Source organism: Exiguobacterium sp. Helios, from assembly GCF_014524545.1.
In the GTDB taxonomy this organism is placed as follows: domain Bacteria; phylum Bacillota; class Bacilli; order Exiguobacteriales; family Exiguobacteriaceae; genus Exiguobacterium_A.
Genome location: NZ_CP053557.1, coordinates 1,417,855 through 1,434,517 on the forward strand (window position 1 = coordinate 1,417,855; position 16,663 = coordinate 1,434,517).

General features: G+C 45.4%; 13 protein-coding genes and 1 pseudogene. 10 read left to right on the forward strand and 4 right to left on the reverse strand.

The window, feature by feature from the left end; genetic code table 11:
• Window positions 1-22: 22 nt before the first annotated feature.
• Complete coding sequence (locus HNY42_RS07250) at window positions 23-1,207, reverse strand: NAD(P)/FAD-dependent oxidoreductase (RefSeq protein ID WP_188005334.1); 1,185 nt, start codon at window positions 1,205-1,207, stop codon at window positions 23-25.
• Between the two features lie 279 nt (window positions 1,208-1,486).
• Between HNY42_RS07250 and HNY42_RS07255 the strand changes: the two genes are divergently transcribed.
• The 3 genes from HNY42_RS07255 (at window position 1,487) to HNY42_RS07265 (ending at window position 5,207) form a co-directional block, all read left to right on the forward strand.
• The gene (locus HNY42_RS07255) at window positions 1,487-1,912 is read left to right on the forward strand and encodes a MarR family winged helix-turn-helix transcriptional regulator (protein WP_188005335.1); all 426 of its coding nucleotides are present in this window, start codon (window positions 1,487-1,489) and stop codon (window positions 1,910-1,912) included.
• A gap of 372 nt (window positions 1,913-2,284) precedes the next feature.
• On the forward strand, window positions 2,285-3,622 hold the full coding sequence (locus tag HNY42_RS07260) for an NtaA/DmoA family FMN-dependent monooxygenase (RefSeq protein ID WP_188005336.1): 1,338 nt from the start codon (window positions 2,285-2,287) through the stop codon (window positions 3,620-3,622).
• Window positions 3,623-3,770: 148 nt separating this feature from the next.
• On the forward strand, window positions 3,771-5,207 hold the full coding sequence (locus HNY42_RS07265) for a DHA2 family efflux MFS transporter permease subunit (RefSeq protein WP_188005337.1): 1,437 nt from the start codon (window positions 3,771-3,773) through the stop codon (window positions 5,205-5,207).
• Between the two features lie 326 nt (window positions 5,208-5,533).
• Here the strand turns inward: HNY42_RS07265 and HNY42_RS07270 are convergent, their stop codons facing one another.
• The 3 genes and pseudogenes from HNY42_RS07270 to HNY42_RS07280 all read right to left on the reverse strand — a co-directional run bounded on the left by HNY42_RS07270 (window position 5,534) and on the right by HNY42_RS07280 (window position 7,490).
• Window positions 5,534-6,256: an NADPH-dependent F420 reductase gene (locus tag HNY42_RS07270; protein ID WP_131973072.1), complete on the reverse strand. Its 723-nt coding sequence runs from the start codon at window positions 6,254-6,256 to the stop codon at window positions 5,534-5,536.
• Window positions 6,257-6,296: 40 nt separating this feature from the next.
• A pseudogene (locus tag HNY42_RS16225) lies at window positions 6,297-6,425 on the reverse strand (winged helix-turn-helix transcriptional regulator); the annotation flags it as partial.
• 570 nt (window positions 6,426-6,995) lie between these two features.
• Window positions 6,996-7,490 (reverse strand): hypothetical protein, encoded by a 495-nt coding sequence (locus HNY42_RS07280; RefSeq protein WP_131502940.1) that lies wholly within the window; start codon window positions 7,488-7,490, stop codon window positions 6,996-6,998.
• 255 nt (window positions 7,491-7,745) lie between these two features.
• Here HNY42_RS07280 and acnA point away from each other — a divergent pair, with 255 nt between their 5' ends.
• The 7 genes from acnA (at window position 7,746) to plsY (ending at window position 16,463) form a co-directional block, all read left to right on the forward strand.
• A complete protein-coding gene (acnA, locus tag HNY42_RS07285; protein ID WP_188005338.1) occupies window positions 7,746-10,469 on the forward strand; it encodes an aconitate hydratase AcnA in 2,724 nt (907 codons plus the stop codon).
• Between the two features lie 67 nt (window positions 10,470-10,536).
• Window positions 10,537-11,001: a DUF3939 domain-containing protein gene (locus tag HNY42_RS07290; RefSeq protein WP_188005339.1), complete on the forward strand. Its 465-nt coding sequence runs from the start codon at window positions 10,537-10,539 to the stop codon at window positions 10,999-11,001.
• 208 nt (window positions 11,002-11,209) lie between these two features.
• Window positions 11,210-11,917 carry a hypothetical protein gene (locus tag HNY42_RS07295; RefSeq protein ID WP_131502938.1) on the forward strand — a complete coding sequence of 236 codons (708 nt, stop codon included), beginning with the start codon at window positions 11,210-11,212 and terminating at the stop codon, window positions 11,915-11,917.
• Between the two features lie 75 nt (window positions 11,918-11,992).
• On the forward strand, window positions 11,993-14,236 hold the full coding sequence (locus tag HNY42_RS07300; protein WP_131502937.1) for an AAA family ATPase: 2,244 nt from the start codon (window positions 11,993-11,995) through the stop codon (window positions 14,234-14,236).
• A gap of 12 nt (window positions 14,237-14,248) precedes the next feature.
• A complete protein-coding gene (locus tag HNY42_RS07305; RefSeq protein WP_012370047.1) occupies window positions 14,249-14,683 on the forward strand; it encodes an acyl-CoA thioesterase in 435 nt (144 codons plus the stop codon).
• A gap of 95 nt (window positions 14,684-14,778) precedes the next feature.
• Window positions 14,779-15,825: a M15 family metallopeptidase gene (locus HNY42_RS07310; protein WP_188005340.1), complete on the forward strand. Its 1,047-nt coding sequence runs from the start codon at window positions 14,779-14,781 to the stop codon at window positions 15,823-15,825.
• Between the two features lie 17 nt (window positions 15,826-15,842).
• Window positions 15,843-16,463: a glycerol-3-phosphate 1-O-acyltransferase PlsY gene (gene plsY / locus HNY42_RS07315; RefSeq protein ID WP_131502935.1), complete on the forward strand. Its 621-nt coding sequence runs from the start codon at window positions 15,843-15,845 to the stop codon at window positions 16,461-16,463.
• The last annotated feature ends 200 nt before the right edge of the window (window positions 16,464-16,663 follow it).

Genomic DNA, 16,663 nt, shown 5'->3' on the forward strand with positions numbered 1-16,663 from the left:
CTTATTCTAATTTTTTGTTAGTTTACTTTATCAAGCTTGCTGAGTTCCATGTGAATTTTCTTAACTTCCAACCTAGTTTTCCTTTTACTACAATGTCGAGTCCCCCAACGCCAATCCATGCCATTCCTTTATCTGGACCTAAACTAAAACAAAAGAAATCCATGAATCCCTTATGCAAAGGTGCCTTCTGGCCGTGAATATCGGCTACTACCACTTTCATCAATCGTGTTGCTTGCGCAGTTGCTTCCTTGCAAGTTTTACCGTCTTCTTGACCGTTGGACGGATCTATAATTCGGGCGCAATCACCGATACTATAAACACCAGGTGCATCTTTTACCCGATAACTTGAATCCACTATCAGATAGCCTTCAGAGGTGACAGGTAAACCAACAGTGCGCAATTGGGGGTTGGGCAACAGCCCAAGTGTCCATATACACAGACTTACCAACAGGTTTTCACCGTTAGTTAATAAGAGCACACCATCTTTTTCTTGAACAGCTCTTCTTTCGTGGAGAATGGTTATGCCAGCAGTGCTTAATCCGTGCTCCAACTGAGCGCTCACTTTGGTCGGACCTATTGAAAAAAGTCTTTTTTCAGTGTTAATCAAAATTATTTTCACTGATTTTGGATTCAATCCCATTTGCTTTGCATCTTCCTGAACCCAGTAGGCAAGTTCAGCCGACGTTTCGATGCCACTAATTCCTGCTCCTGCAACAGCAATCGTCATAAGTCTTTGGCGCTCTTTCTCATCTTTTTCCTGGCTAGCTTTTTGTAAATTTTCGTGCCAGAATGTTCGAATCGTATTTGCATCTTCAAAATTAGCCAAAGGGATTCCGCCTTGTAATTGATCCGGTTGACGTACAATACTGCCCATAGCCACAACAAGGATATCGTAATTCATTGATATCTGGTCACCTTGGACTTTTTGATAAAAGAGCGTTTTTGTCTTAGATTCCACTTTTGTTACCTCGGCCTGGATGATTTCCACATTCTCAGGAAACAAAGTGCTCAAAGAGATGGTAATATCCGTTTTACTGGCTGCTGGCTTAAAAAGCAAAACTTTTCGTAAATGGTAAAGATTTTTATCTAGTAGAAATATTTTCAGTTTTTTCTTATTTTTCAATTGTTTTGAGTAGTGAAGCATTTCTTTTACTGCATTAATTCCTGCATATCCTCCGCCAACAACGACACAAGTTAATTCTGTCATAATTCTTTGCCTCCAATCCGTTATTTATGTATAGAACGATTTAGAAGCCTACTTTGTGACATCTGAGAGCTCTTTTTTGAAAATGCTCACGCTTAGCATACTTTTGAATGAGGACTTGAAACTAAAAGGACTAGCTCTTCAATCACAATACTATTTTTTGATTGATTCAAAAGTAAATTCTTTTTATATAAAACGGTCGATAAATATTGTTTGACAGTAGATTTTCATGATGATATGTTTAGTAGGCTAAATATATTATCACTAGTGGAGGGGAAATCTATGAAGGTCTCCGTAGATTGTGATATCCGTGAGTCATTAGATAAAGTATCATCCCAGATGCGTCGGGATTATAGTGAAAGCTTAAGAGAAATTAATCTCTACGTTGGGCAGGATAACCTGCTCGCCCGTTTATGGACAGGAGATGGAATTACTCAAATGCAATTGTGTGATCATTTAAAATGCGAACCACCTACGGTCACCAATATGGTTAAATCGCTTGAACAAAATGGCTTCATAATGCGTAAACGCGATGAAAAAGATGGCAGGGTTATGAGGATTTATTTAACGGACGAAGGAAAAAAGTTAGAAAAACCGGTGGATTTCAAATGGAAGCAACAACAAGAAAAATTACTGAATGGAATTTCCAAGGAAGAAAGGATGATGTTAAGAGATTTAATGAAACGGATGGAGAGAAATTTATTTTAAGTTCTCTCTAGTTATTTGTTTAGCAAGCTAAATAAAAGCAATTAGTATTAGTCATGTAGAACCATTATTTTGAATGACTAGAAAACATTTGTTTAGCAGGCTAAATAAATTCGGGTAGTTAAAGAGTAAGTCCGAAAAATTTTTTAAGGTATATACACTCAAAAAGAGTACCCGATTACCTGCGGCAGAACTTACTTCAGAAGTTTGTATCTATCAGCAACTTCAGACCTCGAAACGAAATGGCAGAGGACATAATTAAGGGAATGTTTTGTCCAATAAAGCTTATTCAACTAGCTTATACAGAAAGAAATGAACGTAAGATTTAAGTGCAGGATAATTAAAGATAATCAAAAAACAAAGGAGAATACCAGTATGACAAAACATAAAGAAATGCAATTAGCACTACAAATGGTTTCTGGTTATGGGGCTGAATTTAGTGCCTGGAGAACACCAGGAACGGATCCGGCAGCCTATACCAATCTGGACAATTATGTAGAGCGGGCGAAGATAGCTGAAAAAGGAAAATTTCAGATGATTTTCATAGCAGATACACCTGCCTTGACTGTTGATTTGGGTCCACAGACACCCAGTTTCCCGATGGACCCCATGCTGGCCCTCATGGCTGTAGCAAGGGAAACAACGCATATCGGACTTGTGGCAACCTATTCCACGACGTTCAATTATCCCTATAATATAGCTCGCCAGTTCAAGGCACTGGATGTCATTAGTCATGGACGCGTAGGTTGGAATGCTGTGACATCATCCACTCCCGCAGCGGCAGCGAACTTTGGTATGCAGGTTGCCAATCGAAAAGAACGATATGACAAAGCGCATGAATCGATTCAAATTGTCCAGGCACTCTGGGGAAGTTGGCAACCAGACGCTTGGACATTGGATCCAAAAGGTGGCGAATTTGCTAACATGGATAAGATTCAGCCAATTAATCTCAAAGGTCAGTATTATGCCTCTCGTGGTCCATTACCCATTCCGCCATCGGAACAGGGACAGCCAGTGATTTTCCAAGCCGGTGGTGGAACTGAAGGCTTGGAGTTAGCGGGGAAATATGCATCCGGTGTCTATGCGAACCCTTATGATATCGAGTCGGCACGGCAACACAGACAAGCCCTTCGACAAAGTGCGGTTCGTTTTGGTAGAAACCCGGATGACGTTAAAATGTATACCGGTTTTATGTTCTCTTTAGGCGCCACGGAAGAAGAAGGATTAGAACGCCGAAGACAATTGATGAGTTTTAATCCGGAGGAAATTCCAAGCCGGGTGAGCTATCTAGGCTCCATGGTGGGGTTGCGACTATCGGTAGATACAATAGATATCGACCAACCCTTGCCAATTGACTTGCTACATCGAGCCTATGCTAACCCACAGGATCCAAGATCTCCTAGAGCTGTGCAGTTGCTGAAACAAGGATTGTCCATTCGAGATGTTTTGGCACATGGTGTCATCAATTATCATCCGGTAGTGGCAGGTACAGCGTTACAAGTGGCTGATTTCTTAGAAGAATGGTTCTTGGCCGGTGCTTGTGACGGATTCTCGGTTGTTCCAGATATCGCTCACGATGGCGTAGCGGATTTCGTGGAGCAGGTTGTACCAATCTTACAGGAACGAGGATTGTTCCATAAGGATTACGAAGGAAATACATTGCGCGAAAATATGGGTGTCCCTTATCAGTATGGAAGTATGGAAAATAAATAATTTAGTAAAGAAGAAAGTTCTAAGAAATCCTTCTTGATAGTTGTTTCAGGTATTGAAAATACATGAAAATTAATAACTAGCTGATTAAGATTTTCTATTTCTAATGAAGAATGAGTTGTAAAAAATATTAAATTAATAGGAGATAAAAATGAAGAAACAATACAATACGCGTGCCATCATGGCATCGCTTCTCATGGTCGGTTTTGTGGGTATGTTCAGTGAAACCGCCTTAAATATCGCAATGGTAAATTTAATGGACGTCTTTCAAATTTCAGCGGCAACGGCACAGTGGCTTACGACTGGATTCTTGCTAACACTCGGTATTTTGATGCCAATCAGCGGCTTGTTATTACAAATGTTTACGACAAGACAACTATTCGTATATTCATTGATCAGTTTAATAGCAGGCACATTGATTGGGGCCCTTGCTTTCAGTTTTGAAATGCTTATGATTGCCCGCGTCCTACAGGCTGTGGGTATGGGTATGCTTCTCCCACTTATGTTTAATACTATTTTGGTCATCTATCCACCTGAAAAACGGGGAGCGGCTATGGGGTTTGTCGGACTAGTCATCATGTTTGCACCGGCAACGGGACCTACTATTGGTGGACTTTTAATCGAATACTTAGCTTGGAATTACATCTTCTGGATATCCCTTCCCTTCCTAGTCGTTGGGCTTTTAATCGGCCTTAAGTTTTTAGAAAATGTGACTGAAGTAACGAAACCGCACATCGATTTGCTATCTGTTTTATTATCAACGGTAGGTTTTGGAGGAGTGGTTTTTGGTTTCAGTAAAGCTGGGGAAGGGGAAGAAGGATGGAGCAGTATGATCGTTGTCACATCTATCGTCATTGGGCTTATTTCCTTATTCTTCTTTGTGCTACGCCAGAACTCGATGAAAGAACCGATGCTGAATTTGAAAGTTTTCAAGTATCCAATGTATGTGTTAGGACTACTTCTGGTAATGATGAGTATGTTGATTATTATGTCTAGCATGATTATTCTGCCTATGTTCCTGCAAACAGGAGCTGGACTTTCTGTTTTTATTGCGGGGCTTATGCTACTACCTGGCAGTGCGTTAAACGGGCTACTTTCCCCATTTATCGGTCGGTTGTTTGATAAATTCGGACCGAAATGGCTCGTCATCCCAGGGCTTCTTCTTGTCACGACGATGTTATGGTTTTTTACTACGTTAACCATTGCTTCATCCGTAATATTTATTGTAGCTTTACATGTCGGTTTAATGGTTGGGATTGCAATGATCTGGATGCCTTCTCAAACGAACGGATTAAATCAATTGCCACCGGAATTATATGCTCACGGTACAGCAATTATGAATACGCTCCAACAAGTTATTGGGGCAGTAGGTACGGCAGTAGCCGTTAGTATTTTGACAGGTGGTATGGATAATTATCTACACAGTTCTTCAGAACCAACTCATCCAGTAGAAATCGCCAATGCGATGGTTTCAGGATTGCACAATGTCTTTATATTTGCGACAGTAGTTGCATTGGTGGGTCTGCTTTTAGGATTCTTTATCCGTCGTGTCGTAATTCGACGTCAATTAACAAATTCGTCACATTGATAGAGGAGAATGTAAGGGCTCGGAATATGGAATATTAAATTGTGCTTAAGAAAAGTGTTAAGTTACAGCAAATTGATTTTATTCAGTCAAGCATTTAAGTAATTGATTTTTAGTGAGAAATTCACTTTAAAAAAAGGAAAATACAAAAAATGAAGGTCTGTAGCTGTCGTTTAAGCTACAGACCTTCATTTTCCACTCATATTGAGGAATAAATGAAACGTGATCAACTAAGGGTGTTAAGGTCAGTTGAAAAAACCTTAGATTCATTCATTAGTTAGCACACGATGACTTTGATTTAATTGAAAGGACAATTAAGGGTACTTGAATTAGAGGGTATATGTTTCGCGATTCATCCTCACAATGTCCTCATGTGTCATCCCCATTGAGAATTTCTCCATTACTTTATCTCGTTGAATAGCTGCTAGTTCTTTATCAGCTTTTTTCAATGCTTCTGTTAATTCTTCTTTTGTTAATTCGGTGCAATAGGCAGGAGTTCCCGGTTGCTCTCTCCAAGACTCATTTAAGGAGCCGGCATCGACTGTGTCAAAACCAAGTTCATTCACTACGTCAAAAATCAATTGCTTTTGTTCTAGATTATCACCGGCAATTGCCATAGCAATGCGACCATTAGTTCCTTCAGGTGTTCCTTTATTTTCTAAAGTATATGCTAACTGATTGCTGAAAGCTTTGACTATGGGTCTTCCTAATTGCTTCGAAACCCAAACGCTCTCAACCATTCCATTCTCAATTTCTCCAATTGCATTATCTCTAAAGGGATAGTAATTGGACGTATCTACTATGATGACTTCCTCCCTAACTTGATCGATGATGGAACGAATGCTTGGAACAACATGGAGAGGGAGAGCAAGTAAAAGAACATCAATATTGGTGATGACCTCTTGTATATTTACAGGCACTCCTGCAAGATCCTTTCCTTCCAAATGTTTTATGTCTCGAGCATCGGCAATTTTAACATCGTGTCCTTGTTCAACTAACTTTCTAGAAATACTTGCCCCGATAGGGCCCGCACCTATAATTCCAAATTTCATAATTTCTCCTCCTAATGTGATTTCATATATAGTAGTCGTTCTATAGTTGAAATTTCTCCACTTCCGTTTTTTCTATATGTTCTTTACCGAAAGCTTTCATCATTTCTAATACAGAAAGTAACTTTATACCTTTTTCAGTAAGGCCGTACTCTACTTTAGGTGGAACGGTTGGATATACTTTCCGATGGAGTACTCCGTCTTGTTCCGACTTCCGAAGTTGGTTAGTGAGGGAACCTTAAGAAATTCCTTCCAGATAATGTTTAATATCCGGAAAACAGCGTCTCATATCTTTTAAATACCAAAGAATAAAATATTTTCAACGCTCTGATAGAATGTTTTGGGTTAAGGCAATCGCATACATATTTTTTTCTTTAGTTAATAAAATCTTTATTAAATCCAATCTATACAAACTTTCGTTAAATGTCCTTTTGTACTAAGTGCATTTACATGGCCTTCTTCACCACCTATAAAGAAACTTGTATGATTTAAATTAATAAAAAAACTAATCGAATAAATAATCATCCAAGAATCAGTATTTACGAGTTATTTATTTAGCAAGCTAAGTAAATTATAACACAGGAGCAGAATAATGAAAATGAGATGGATTTGGACTATTTAGGATGTGGCACCATTCGATATGTTTGCCGATGAATGTAGAAAATATGTATCTATTAAAATCTTTGAAATCAAAAACGTCCCCGAAAAAGCGGGGACGAAACGTACACCTTATATTGTTAGTTCACACCGTCTCATCCGTAAACGTTTCACCTGTCCGGCGCACGGTCGCTCCGAGTTCCGCGGCAATCGCATTGATCGCTTCCGAATCCTCGTTGACTTCGCTGATGATGATGACGCCGTAGTGGTCGGGATTGATCTGGTTGAGTGTCCGGTTAAACAAATCAAACGAATCGCGTTCGTTTTTTTCGTCACGGTTTGCCCCAATCAGGTATCCGGCGACGGAGCCGACGAGCATGCCGAACGGTCCACCGACAACGCCGACTGCCATCCCGATCAACGAACCTTTAAACGATTGATCCTGTTGCGTGAAGTCAATCGCATCGATGAAGGAGAAGCCGTCCGTCTCATTGCGTTCGGCGAGCACCATCTGTTCCATTTCAATCTCTTTGATCGCTTCGAGGTCCTTGATCATTTCAAAACCGGTTTTTGCTTTTTCCAAATCATCGAAAATAATCGTCGTGACGACGTGAGTTGCATCATTTTTATATTGTGCCATAATTTCCGCCTCCAGAAAGTTCTGATGTCGTTCTACAATTTACTTGTACCCGTAACAGAACCATTAAAAACTATAAAGCGAGTGTCATCATAAGCATATGATTGATATAGTTTCTCAATTAGGTGATAAGTAAAACTTATTGAAGGTCTTTTGTTCTTTCAAATTGTAACGGGGCTCATATTATACTATGATAGAGCTGTACAAGTAAGCGGTATCAGGGGCTTGATGTCGTCAACACTTAAAGGGGGAATCAGCATGAAGCAAACGCAACCAACGCAAGACGTGTTTGGTGCACGCCGTTCGTTTGAAGCTAACGGTAAAAATTACAACTATTACAGCCTTGAAAAATTGGAAGAACTCGGTCTGACGGAAGTCAAACGCCTTCCGTATTCAATCCGTGTGCTGCTTGAATCCGTCCTTCGTCAACAAGACGGTCGTTCGATTACACAAGAGCATGTCGAAAACTTGGCGAAATGGGGAACTGCCCAAGTATCGAATGATATCGATGTGCCGTTCAAACCGTCACGCGTCATCTTACAGGATTTCACGGGTGTTCCGACCGTCGTCGATCTCGCGTCACTCCGTAAAGCGATGCAGGACCTCGGTGGAGATCCGTCGGTCATCAATCCGGAAGTTCCGGTTGATCTCGTCGTCGACCACTCGGTTCAAGTCGATTCTTACGGATTTGCCGGAGCACTTGCTGAAAACATGGACCTTGAGTTCGAACGGAACGAAGAGCGTTACAAATTGTTGCGCTGGGCAACAACCGCTTTCGATAACTACCGTGCTGTCCCGCCTGCAACAGGAATCGTCCACCAAGTAAACCTCGAGTACTTGGCATCTGTCGTTCTTGAAAAAGAAACAGCAGACGGTTCGGTTGATGTCTACCCGGATACACTCGTCGGAACAGATTCGCACACAACGATGATCAACGGACTCGGTGTCCTTGGTTGGGGTGTCGGTGGAATCGAAGCAGAAGCAGGAATGCTCGGACAACCTTCATTCTTCCCGGTTCCTGAAGTTATCGGTGTCCGCATCACAGGTGAAATGCACCCTGGAACAACAGCAACGGACGTTGCGCTCCGCGTGACGGAAATGTTACGTCAACAAAACGTTGTCGGTAAATTCGTTGAGTTCTTCGGACCATCACTTCACTTGATGTCATTGTCTGACCGCGCGACAATCGCCAACATGGCGCCTGAATACGGTGCGACATGCGGATTCTTCCCGGTTGATACGGAAACGTTGACGTACCTCCGTTTGACAGGCCGCGACGAAGCATTAATCGAAAAAGTCGAAAATTACTCAAAAGCAAACGGCTTGTTCTACACGCCGCAAAACGAAGATCCTACGTTCACGAAGACGGTTGAACTTGATCTGTCGACAATCGTTCCTGCACTTGCCGGACCGAAACGTCCACAAGACCGGATTGATTTGACGGACGTGCACACGTCGTTCCAAAAAGCGTTGACAGCACCACAAGGAAACGCCGGTTTTGGTCTTGCTGAAGAAGAAGCAAGCAAAGTCGCTGTCGTTCAATACGAAGACGAAGCGGTTGAGATGCGTACGGGAGACCTTGCAATCGCAGCGATCACGAGCTGTACGAATACATCGAACCCGTACGTCATGATCGGTGCCGGACTCGTTGCGAAAAAAGCAATCGATCTCGGATTGACGGTTCCGAAATACGTCAAGACATCCCTTGCGCCGGGATCGAAAGTCGTAACGGATTATCTTGAGAAATCAGGACTTCAACCGTACCTCGATCAACTCGGCTTCAACACAGTCGGTTACGGTTGTACGACATGTATCGGAAACTCAGGTCCGCTTGACCTTGCCGTCGAAAACGCAATCCTCGGATCAGACCTGCTCGTCTCGTCTGTCCTCTCAGGAAACCGTAACTTCGAAGGACGGGTTCATCCGCTCGTCAAAGCCAACTACCTGGCATCACCACCACTCGTCGTCGCGTACGCGATTGCCGGAACGGTCGACGTCGACATCATGAACGCGTCACTCGGAACAGGCAAAGACGGACAAGAAGTCTTCTTCGCGGACATCTGGCCGTCACGTGACGAAATCCAAACGATCATCAACACGGTCGTCACACCGGAAAGCTTCCGTGCCGAGTACGATTCGGTCTTCACAGGAAACGAACGTTGGAACAACCTTGATGTGCCAACGGGCGATCAGTATGACTTCGACGAAGAGTCGACATACATCCAAAACCCGCCGTTCTTCGAGAACTTGGCGAAAGAAGCCGGTCACGTCGAAGCATTGAACGATCTCCGTGTCTTCGGTAAGTTTGCGGATTCTGTCACGACAGACCACATCTCACCAGCCGGTTCATTCTCGAAAACAACACCAGCCGGACAATACCTTGTCAGCAAAGGTGTCGCACCAAAAGACTTCAACTCATACGGTTCACGTCGTGGTAACCATGAGATCATGATGCGCGGAACATTCGCGAACATCCGGATCCGTAACCAGGTCGCTCCAGGTACGGAAGGCGGCTTCACGACGTACTGGCCGACAGGCGAAACGATGGCGATGTACGACGCTGCGATGAAGTACAAAGAAGATGGTACAGGTCTTGTCATCCTCGCCGGTAAAGATTACGGAATGGGTTCATCACGTGACTGGGCAGCGAAAGGGACAAACCTTCTTGGTGTCAAAGCCGTCATCGCCGAGAGCTTTGAGCGGATTCACCGTTCGAACCTCGTCATGATGGGTGTCCTGCCGCTTCAATACGCAGCCGGCACATCAGCTGAATCGCTTGGCTTAACAGGTGAGGAATCAATCAGTATCGCGATCGACGAGTCGGTTCGTCCACGTGACGTCGTCGAAGTTACAGCGACAGCTGCAGACGGAAAAGTCACGAAGTTCGAAGCAATCGCTCGTTTTGATTCGGAAGTCGATATCGATTACTACCGTCACGGCGGAATCTTACCAATGGTTCTCCGCGAACGCTTGCAAAACTAAACCGTTTACATTAACGTTTGAGGTGGGGGTAAACCCCACCTTTTTTGATGCAGAAAGGGGCGAGACCGTGAACCGATTCAAGAAATGGTTTCAAGCAAAAGAAGAACCCGAGCTGCCGGTTCGCGACGTCACGCTCGATGAAGTCAAACGGGCGACGCACGATTTTGAACTGGCGTTGCCGAAAGGGACGAACCGGACGATTCTGCTCGATGAAGAACAACGGATTGATTTAACGCAACTTGCGCCCTATCTCGGTGCCTGCTCGACGCAGGTCTTCTATATGTCACGGGAAACGTTTACGATCATGGAAGCGAAAGATCATTTGAAGGTCTATGAGATGGATCACGTCCAGGTCGCGGTCGACCGGTATTTTGACAAAGAACGGAAATTACCCCTCAAACCGTACTCGAAGACGTTCCAGGTCGATTGTGCGAAGCTGTTTGAGCAAGGCTATTTACGGGAGTTGCCCCATCAAACGTATTACCTCGTCGATGAGTCGATGATTGTCTCACTCGAACCGAAAACAGATTAAATCAAGGTGGGCTGCCGGATCGACGGGCAGTTCACCTTTTGTGTTTCGTCAAGGAAGGGATCAGAACGATTCGAAACAGAATCAATTGTTCAAAAGTCTGACGCATTTCTTCAGAAATGCGGGAATCTTGGACAAACCCTTTGTATTCTATGCCTAAAACCGATACCATTAACATGAAACGAGACAAATTTAGGATGGTGTACATGGCATGACGAAACGAACGAGCACATGGATTGCAGTCGCAATCGTGGCAATGGCGATACTCCTTGCCTATAATTTTTACCTTTTGAATAAGACACAGACCGCTAATGAAGATAAAGCTGCTCCGGTCAAACCGTTTTACACGATGTCGCGGATTCAGTACGTCGAAAAGAAACTGTCGACGACGGAAGATGCTCTCGAGACGCGGACATATGAAGTCGTTTTTGATGATAAAGGCCACTTCCGGACAGAAGTCATCGACGGACCATCTAAAGGAACGATGGCGATTTGGGACGGGAAGATGTTCCGCGAATACGCTGCCGACGGAAAATTGTTGAATGAGACGAAAGCGTCGAAGAGTGTCAGTGCACCGCGTCCGTTCTTGTCACGCGGCTTTAACGAACAGATCATCAAGTTCATCGAAAATGGTGATTTTGGTCAAGTCGAAGGCGAAGCCGATATCGCCGGAAATGCGGCTGACGTTTACGTCAAAAAAGAGCCGGCAAGCACAGTCCCGAAAGAATGGATTAAACAGTATCCATCGTTCTTCGATAAGGACGACAATGCGGAAGAAGCGACCTACTATGTCGCGTCCGACCGGTCGAAAGTACTTGGAGCCGAGTCACGTAACAATGGAAAACTTTTTTATTCGGTCAAGATGAAAAAAATCGAGACACTGGATAAATTCGATCCAAACTGGTTAAAAGCTAAATGAGGACAGACCGACTGGAGCGTCACACCGTGACGACCACAGTCGGTTTTTTCGAGAAGCGGGAGGAATCAAGATAACATGGAGACGTTCTCAAAAGAGGAGATGTTCAAACAAATTACGGCTTGGGAAAACGGGGCGAAGGTCGAAGAAGTTCTCGCCTTACGTTATGCCCAAAGCAGTCGACTATTACAGGAAACAGAAGCATTAGTCCGGATTTTAGCTTTACTCGTCGAACACCGTTACATCATGACGGGACGGATCGATGCCCTGGCCGAAAGCTGGATGCAGGAAATCCGCCAGCACGACCGGCTGCCGGAACGGCTTGAACAGTTGCTGATCGAACAGCAGCTCCAGAGCAGTTACCAATTGCTCGTCGCTAACACTTTTCCGACGATCCGCGAGACGGACAATGCCAATGCCAAACGGTCAGCGACAAAGGAACTGATTCAACAAGCGGGTCAAATCCTGCACGAGACGGAACAGGTCGTCGAACAGACGGAACGGTTGCGCCGGCTGGATGCTGCGCGCTGGTCAGAATTGTTCGAAGCCGGAAAAGCCTTATTGTTGTCGAGTGCGACGCTTGAGCAGATTGCGACGGAGTTCCTTAACAGTCTGCAGGAACGATTTTATTCGCGTGACGCGTTCCGGGAGATGACGGAACTGAAAGCGACGGCACTGCAGGATTTACGCCGGGTCGTTGCGCTGCTTCCGGCAGAAATCAAACAGGTCGAACGGTCGGCGCTCGAGGAACTCGATGCGATGATCGGACTGGAAGACATTAAGTTGCGTGTCCATCAGATGTACCGGTTCTTGAAGTATCAGCAAAAACGGACGTCGGACGGGTACCGCTCGAGCGATCAGCCGTCCCTCCACATGATTTTCATGGGGAATCCCGGGACCGGTAAAACGACGCTTGCCCGGTTGATGGCGAAAATCTATCACGAACTCGGTCTGTTGGAACGGCCGGAAGTCGTCGAGACGGACCGCTCGTCGCTCGTTGGTGCGTTTGTCGGTCAGACGGAAGAACAGGTCATGAGTAAAGTCCGCGAAGCGGTCGGAGGTGTCCTGTTCATCGATGAGGCCTACGCCTTAAAACGGGCCGGTCAAAGCGGCAATGATTACGGCCAAGCCGCGATTGATACTCTCGTTGCAGCGATGACGAGCGGAGAATACGCCGGTCGGTTTGCCGTCGTGCTTGCCGGTTATCCGGAAGAAATGCGTGATTTCCTGAAAGCGAATCCTGGACTGCGGAGCCGTTTCCCGGAATCGAATCATTACCTGCTTGCGGACTATACGGATACGGAACTGCTTGAAATCGGCCGTTCGATTGCGACCGTCAACGATTATGTCCTGACGGAGCAGGCAGAGCGGGCGTTGTTGTCCCGGCTCGAACGGGAACGGGTCGACGCGAGTTTCGGGAACGGGCGCGCCGTCCGCAATATCGTTCTCGATGCGATCTTTAAAAAAGGGGCGAGTCTCGGGGAAAGTGCCAGTCACGAAGATTTTGCGTTGCTCGAACAAACGGATTTTGAACTCGTCGCTTCAGACGATAATACGGTCGAAGAACGACTCAAACAGCTTGTCGGATTACAGCCGTTGAAAGCGGAAATCAAACAAATCCAGGCATTATTATCGATGCAGAAGCGTCGACAGGAGGCAGGCTTTAAAGTCTTGCCGGTTGAACTGCATGCTGTCTTCAGCGGGAACAGCGGGACCGGAAAAACGACGGTCGCAGCTCTCTATGCGGATGTCCTCCGTCAGTGCGGTTACTTGAAGCGGGGGCACTTAAAAGTCGTCAGCCGGGCCGATCTCGTGTCCGGATACGTCGGACAAACGGCGCAACAGACCCGCGACGTGATCCGGGATGCCCTCGGCGGTGTCTTGTTCATCGACGAGGCCTATGCGCTGAACGGGGGTGCCAACGACTTCGGGAAAGAAGCAATCGATACGCTGGTCGATGAGATGACGAAACATGCCGATAATCTCGTCGTTGTCCTCGCCGGTTACGAACAGCCGATGCAGGCCTTGCTTGCAAGCAATCCCGGACTGAAGTCACGTTTTAAACGGGAGTTCCATTTCCCGAACTATGTGAAGGAAGAACTGATTGAAATCATCATCAATTATGCTGCCCAATACGGGTATCAATTGACGGATGAAGCGAAACAGACGCTTGAGCAGATGATTGAGACGGTTCCGAACGGCAATGCCCGTGCCGCGATTACGATTGTCGAACGGGCAATCGCGAAGCAATCCGTCAGATTAATTGACAAACTTAGCTTAAGCGGTTCAGAATGGTCCTATCTTGAAAAAGAGGATTTTTAAGGGGGAAGCTTCATGTACACGATTGAAATACCAGTCCGTTACGCTGAAACCGATATGATGGGCATCGTTTATCATTCGAATTATCTCGTTTATTTTGAGATTGCACGGACGGAACTGATCAAGTCACTTGGACTTGATTACAAGGAAATGGAAGAAGCCGGATATGTTTCGCCGGTCACGAATGTGAATCTCGATTACAAACGGTCGTTAACATACGGTGACGTGGCACAGGTTTCCGTCTGGGTTGATCATTACGACGGTCTGCGGACGATTTACGGTTATGAAGTCAAGAATGCCGACGGTCAACTGGCGGTCGCAGGAAAAACGTCGCATGTCGTCGTCAAAAAAGAGAACTTCCGTCCGATCCGTTTACCAAAAGTCTTTCCGAACTGGCACGCGATTTACGAACAAATGCGTACCGAAGATGCTGCACTCATCTCAAATTAAGCCTCCGCCCTCAGCAGGATTTCTTGCGTGAGGGCTTTTCTAATCAGTCGATTAGAGGTAACATAGAATAGCACCAAGGAAGCGGGGAATTAAAAATGAAAAAAATCGTAGCAGTCAGTACATTGGCGCTCCTCCTTGCAGGATGTAACCCTGGGGATCAGGAAGCGGAAGACAACTCAAAAACCGAACAGGCGAATAAAAGCGCAGACGAAAAGGCCACTTCAGATTCTGAAAAAAGTGATGCCGAAGTAGCAAAAGAAAAAGAAACAGCAGAAGCGAAAAAAGAAGCCGATGCGAAAGCGGAAGCTGAGAAAAAAGCAGAAGAACAGGCAGCGGCCGATCAAAAAGCAGCCGATGAAAAAGCGGCCGAAGAGAAAACAGCGGCCGATAAAGCAGCTGAAGAGAAAACGACGGAAGAGAAGTCATCGGACGAATCTTCGACAGAAGACAAATCGGCCGATAAAAAAGACGATGGGAAAACCGATTCCGCTCAGGATCCGGAACCTGCCAAACCGTCTAAACCGGAGTCCGAAACACCGGACGTCGATAAATCGGATACAAAAGCCGATTTATCACTGGGTGAGTTAGTCGTCGTCAATAAAAAATACAGCTTACCGATTGATTACAAACCGTCGGACTTAGTCGTACCAAACGTCAGCTTCTCGTATTCAGGTGTCCTTGAACAAAGTTATATGCGGGCACCGGCAGCGAAACAGATGGAAAAAATGTTTGCTGATGCGAAAACCGACGGCGTGACACTAAATGCCGTCAGTGGATTCCGTTCTGGTTCACGTCAGACGGTCCTTTATAACAACTACGTCGCCCGTGACGGAAAAGCGGCAGCCGATCAATATTCTGCCCGTCCTGGTCACAGTGAGCACCAGACCGGACTTGTGTTTGATATCTCGGCACCGAGTGTCGGGAATGGATTGACGGCAGAACTTGGAGATACAAAAGAAGGAAAATGGATTGCGAACAACGCAGCGAAGTATGGATTTATCGTCCGGTACGACCGTGGGTTCCAGTCACGGACTGGGTACACGTATGAGCCATGGCACATCCGGTATGTTGGTGTCGGTCCAGCCACACAAATTAAAAATAATGGACAGACTCTCGAAGAATATATGAAGGTCGGTCACTAATACGTTGGAGGTTGACCATGATTGAAATCATCGGGATTTTAATTTTAGGCTATTTACTCGGCTCGATTCCGTTTGCTCTGCTTGTCGGAAAATGGGGACATGGCATTGATATTCGGCAGCACGGCAGTGGGAATCTCGGGACGACGAATACGTTCCGGGTTTTAGGAAAAAAGGCAGGGATTATCGTCTTGATTGGTGATCTCGGTAAAGGTGCAGTCGCCAGTCTCGTCCCGATCCTGCTCGCTTCCGAACTGCATCCGCTGTTTGCTGGTCTAGCGGCCGTCATCGGACATATTTATCCGGTCTTTGCCAAGTTCAAAGGCGGAAAAGCGGTCGCGACTTCCGGCGGGATGCTGCTCGTGACGAGTCCGATTTTGTTCCTCTTTTTGCTCGTCTCGTTTTTAACGACATTACGACTGAGCCGGATGGTTTCACTCAGCTCAATCGTTGCGGCAAGCATCGGCATCGTTGTTTCGATTACGATCGGCATCATCGAGCAGGACTGGATCGTCCCGACGTTCTTTACGATTCTTGCACTGTTCGTCATCTTTAAACACCGCGAAAACATCAGCCGGATCCGTCAAGGGACGGAATCAAAGATTGGTATGTTTGTGAAAGATAAAAAAGACACCGACTGATTTCAACCGGATGCTGTTGTTCTTCTATAAAAGAAGGACAGGAGGATCCGGTTTTTTTTGTGAATATCTTGTTAATCTGAAAAATGAACGAATTCAACAACATTTCATAGGAATTACACGTTTTTTTACACCGGATTTACAAGACCTTTACAGACGTTCGCTACACTAGAAGTAGTACTTGTCTGTGAAGGGGGAAGGTC

Bases quoted from the DNA above. Each gene is read 5' to 3' on its own strand.
- HNY42_RS07250 (WP_188005334.1), bottom strand. From the start codon at position 1,207: ATGACAGAATTAACTTGTGTCGTTGTTGGCGGAGGATATGCAGGAATT.
- HNY42_RS07255 (WP_188005335.1), top strand. From the start codon at position 1,487: ATGAAGGTCTCCGTAGATTGTGATATCCGTGAGTCATTAGATAAAGTA.
- HNY42_RS07260 (WP_188005336.1), top strand. From the start codon at position 2,285: ATGACAAAACATAAAGAAATGCAATTAGCACTACAAATGGTTTCTGGT.
- HNY42_RS07265 (WP_188005337.1), top strand. From the start codon at position 3,771: ATGAAGAAACAATACAATACGCGTGCCATCATGGCATCGCTTCTCATG.
- HNY42_RS07270 (WP_131973072.1), bottom strand. From the start codon at position 6,256: ATGAAATTTGGAATTATAGGTGCGGGCCCTATCGGGGCAAGTATTTCT.
- HNY42_RS07280 (WP_131502940.1), bottom strand. From the start codon at position 7,490: ATGGCACAATATAAAAATGATGCAACTCACGTCGTCACGACGATTATT.
- acnA (WP_188005338.1), top strand. From the start codon at position 7,746: ATGAAGCAAACGCAACCAACGCAAGACGTGTTTGGTGCACGCCGTTCG.
- HNY42_RS07295 (WP_131502938.1), top strand. From the start codon at position 11,210: ATGACGAAACGAACGAGCACATGGATTGCAGTCGCAATCGTGGCAATG.
- HNY42_RS07300 (WP_131502937.1), top strand. From the start codon at position 11,993: ATGGAGACGTTCTCAAAAGAGGAGATGTTCAAACAAATTACGGCTTGG.
- HNY42_RS07305 (WP_012370047.1), top strand. From the start codon at position 14,249: ATGTACACGATTGAAATACCAGTCCGTTACGCTGAAACCGATATGATG.
- HNY42_RS07310 (WP_188005340.1), top strand. From the start codon at position 14,779: ATGAAAAAAATCGTAGCAGTCAGTACATTGGCGCTCCTCCTTGCAGGA.
- plsY (WP_131502935.1), top strand. From the start codon at position 15,843: ATGATTGAAATCATCGGGATTTTAATTTTAGGCTATTTACTCGGCTCG.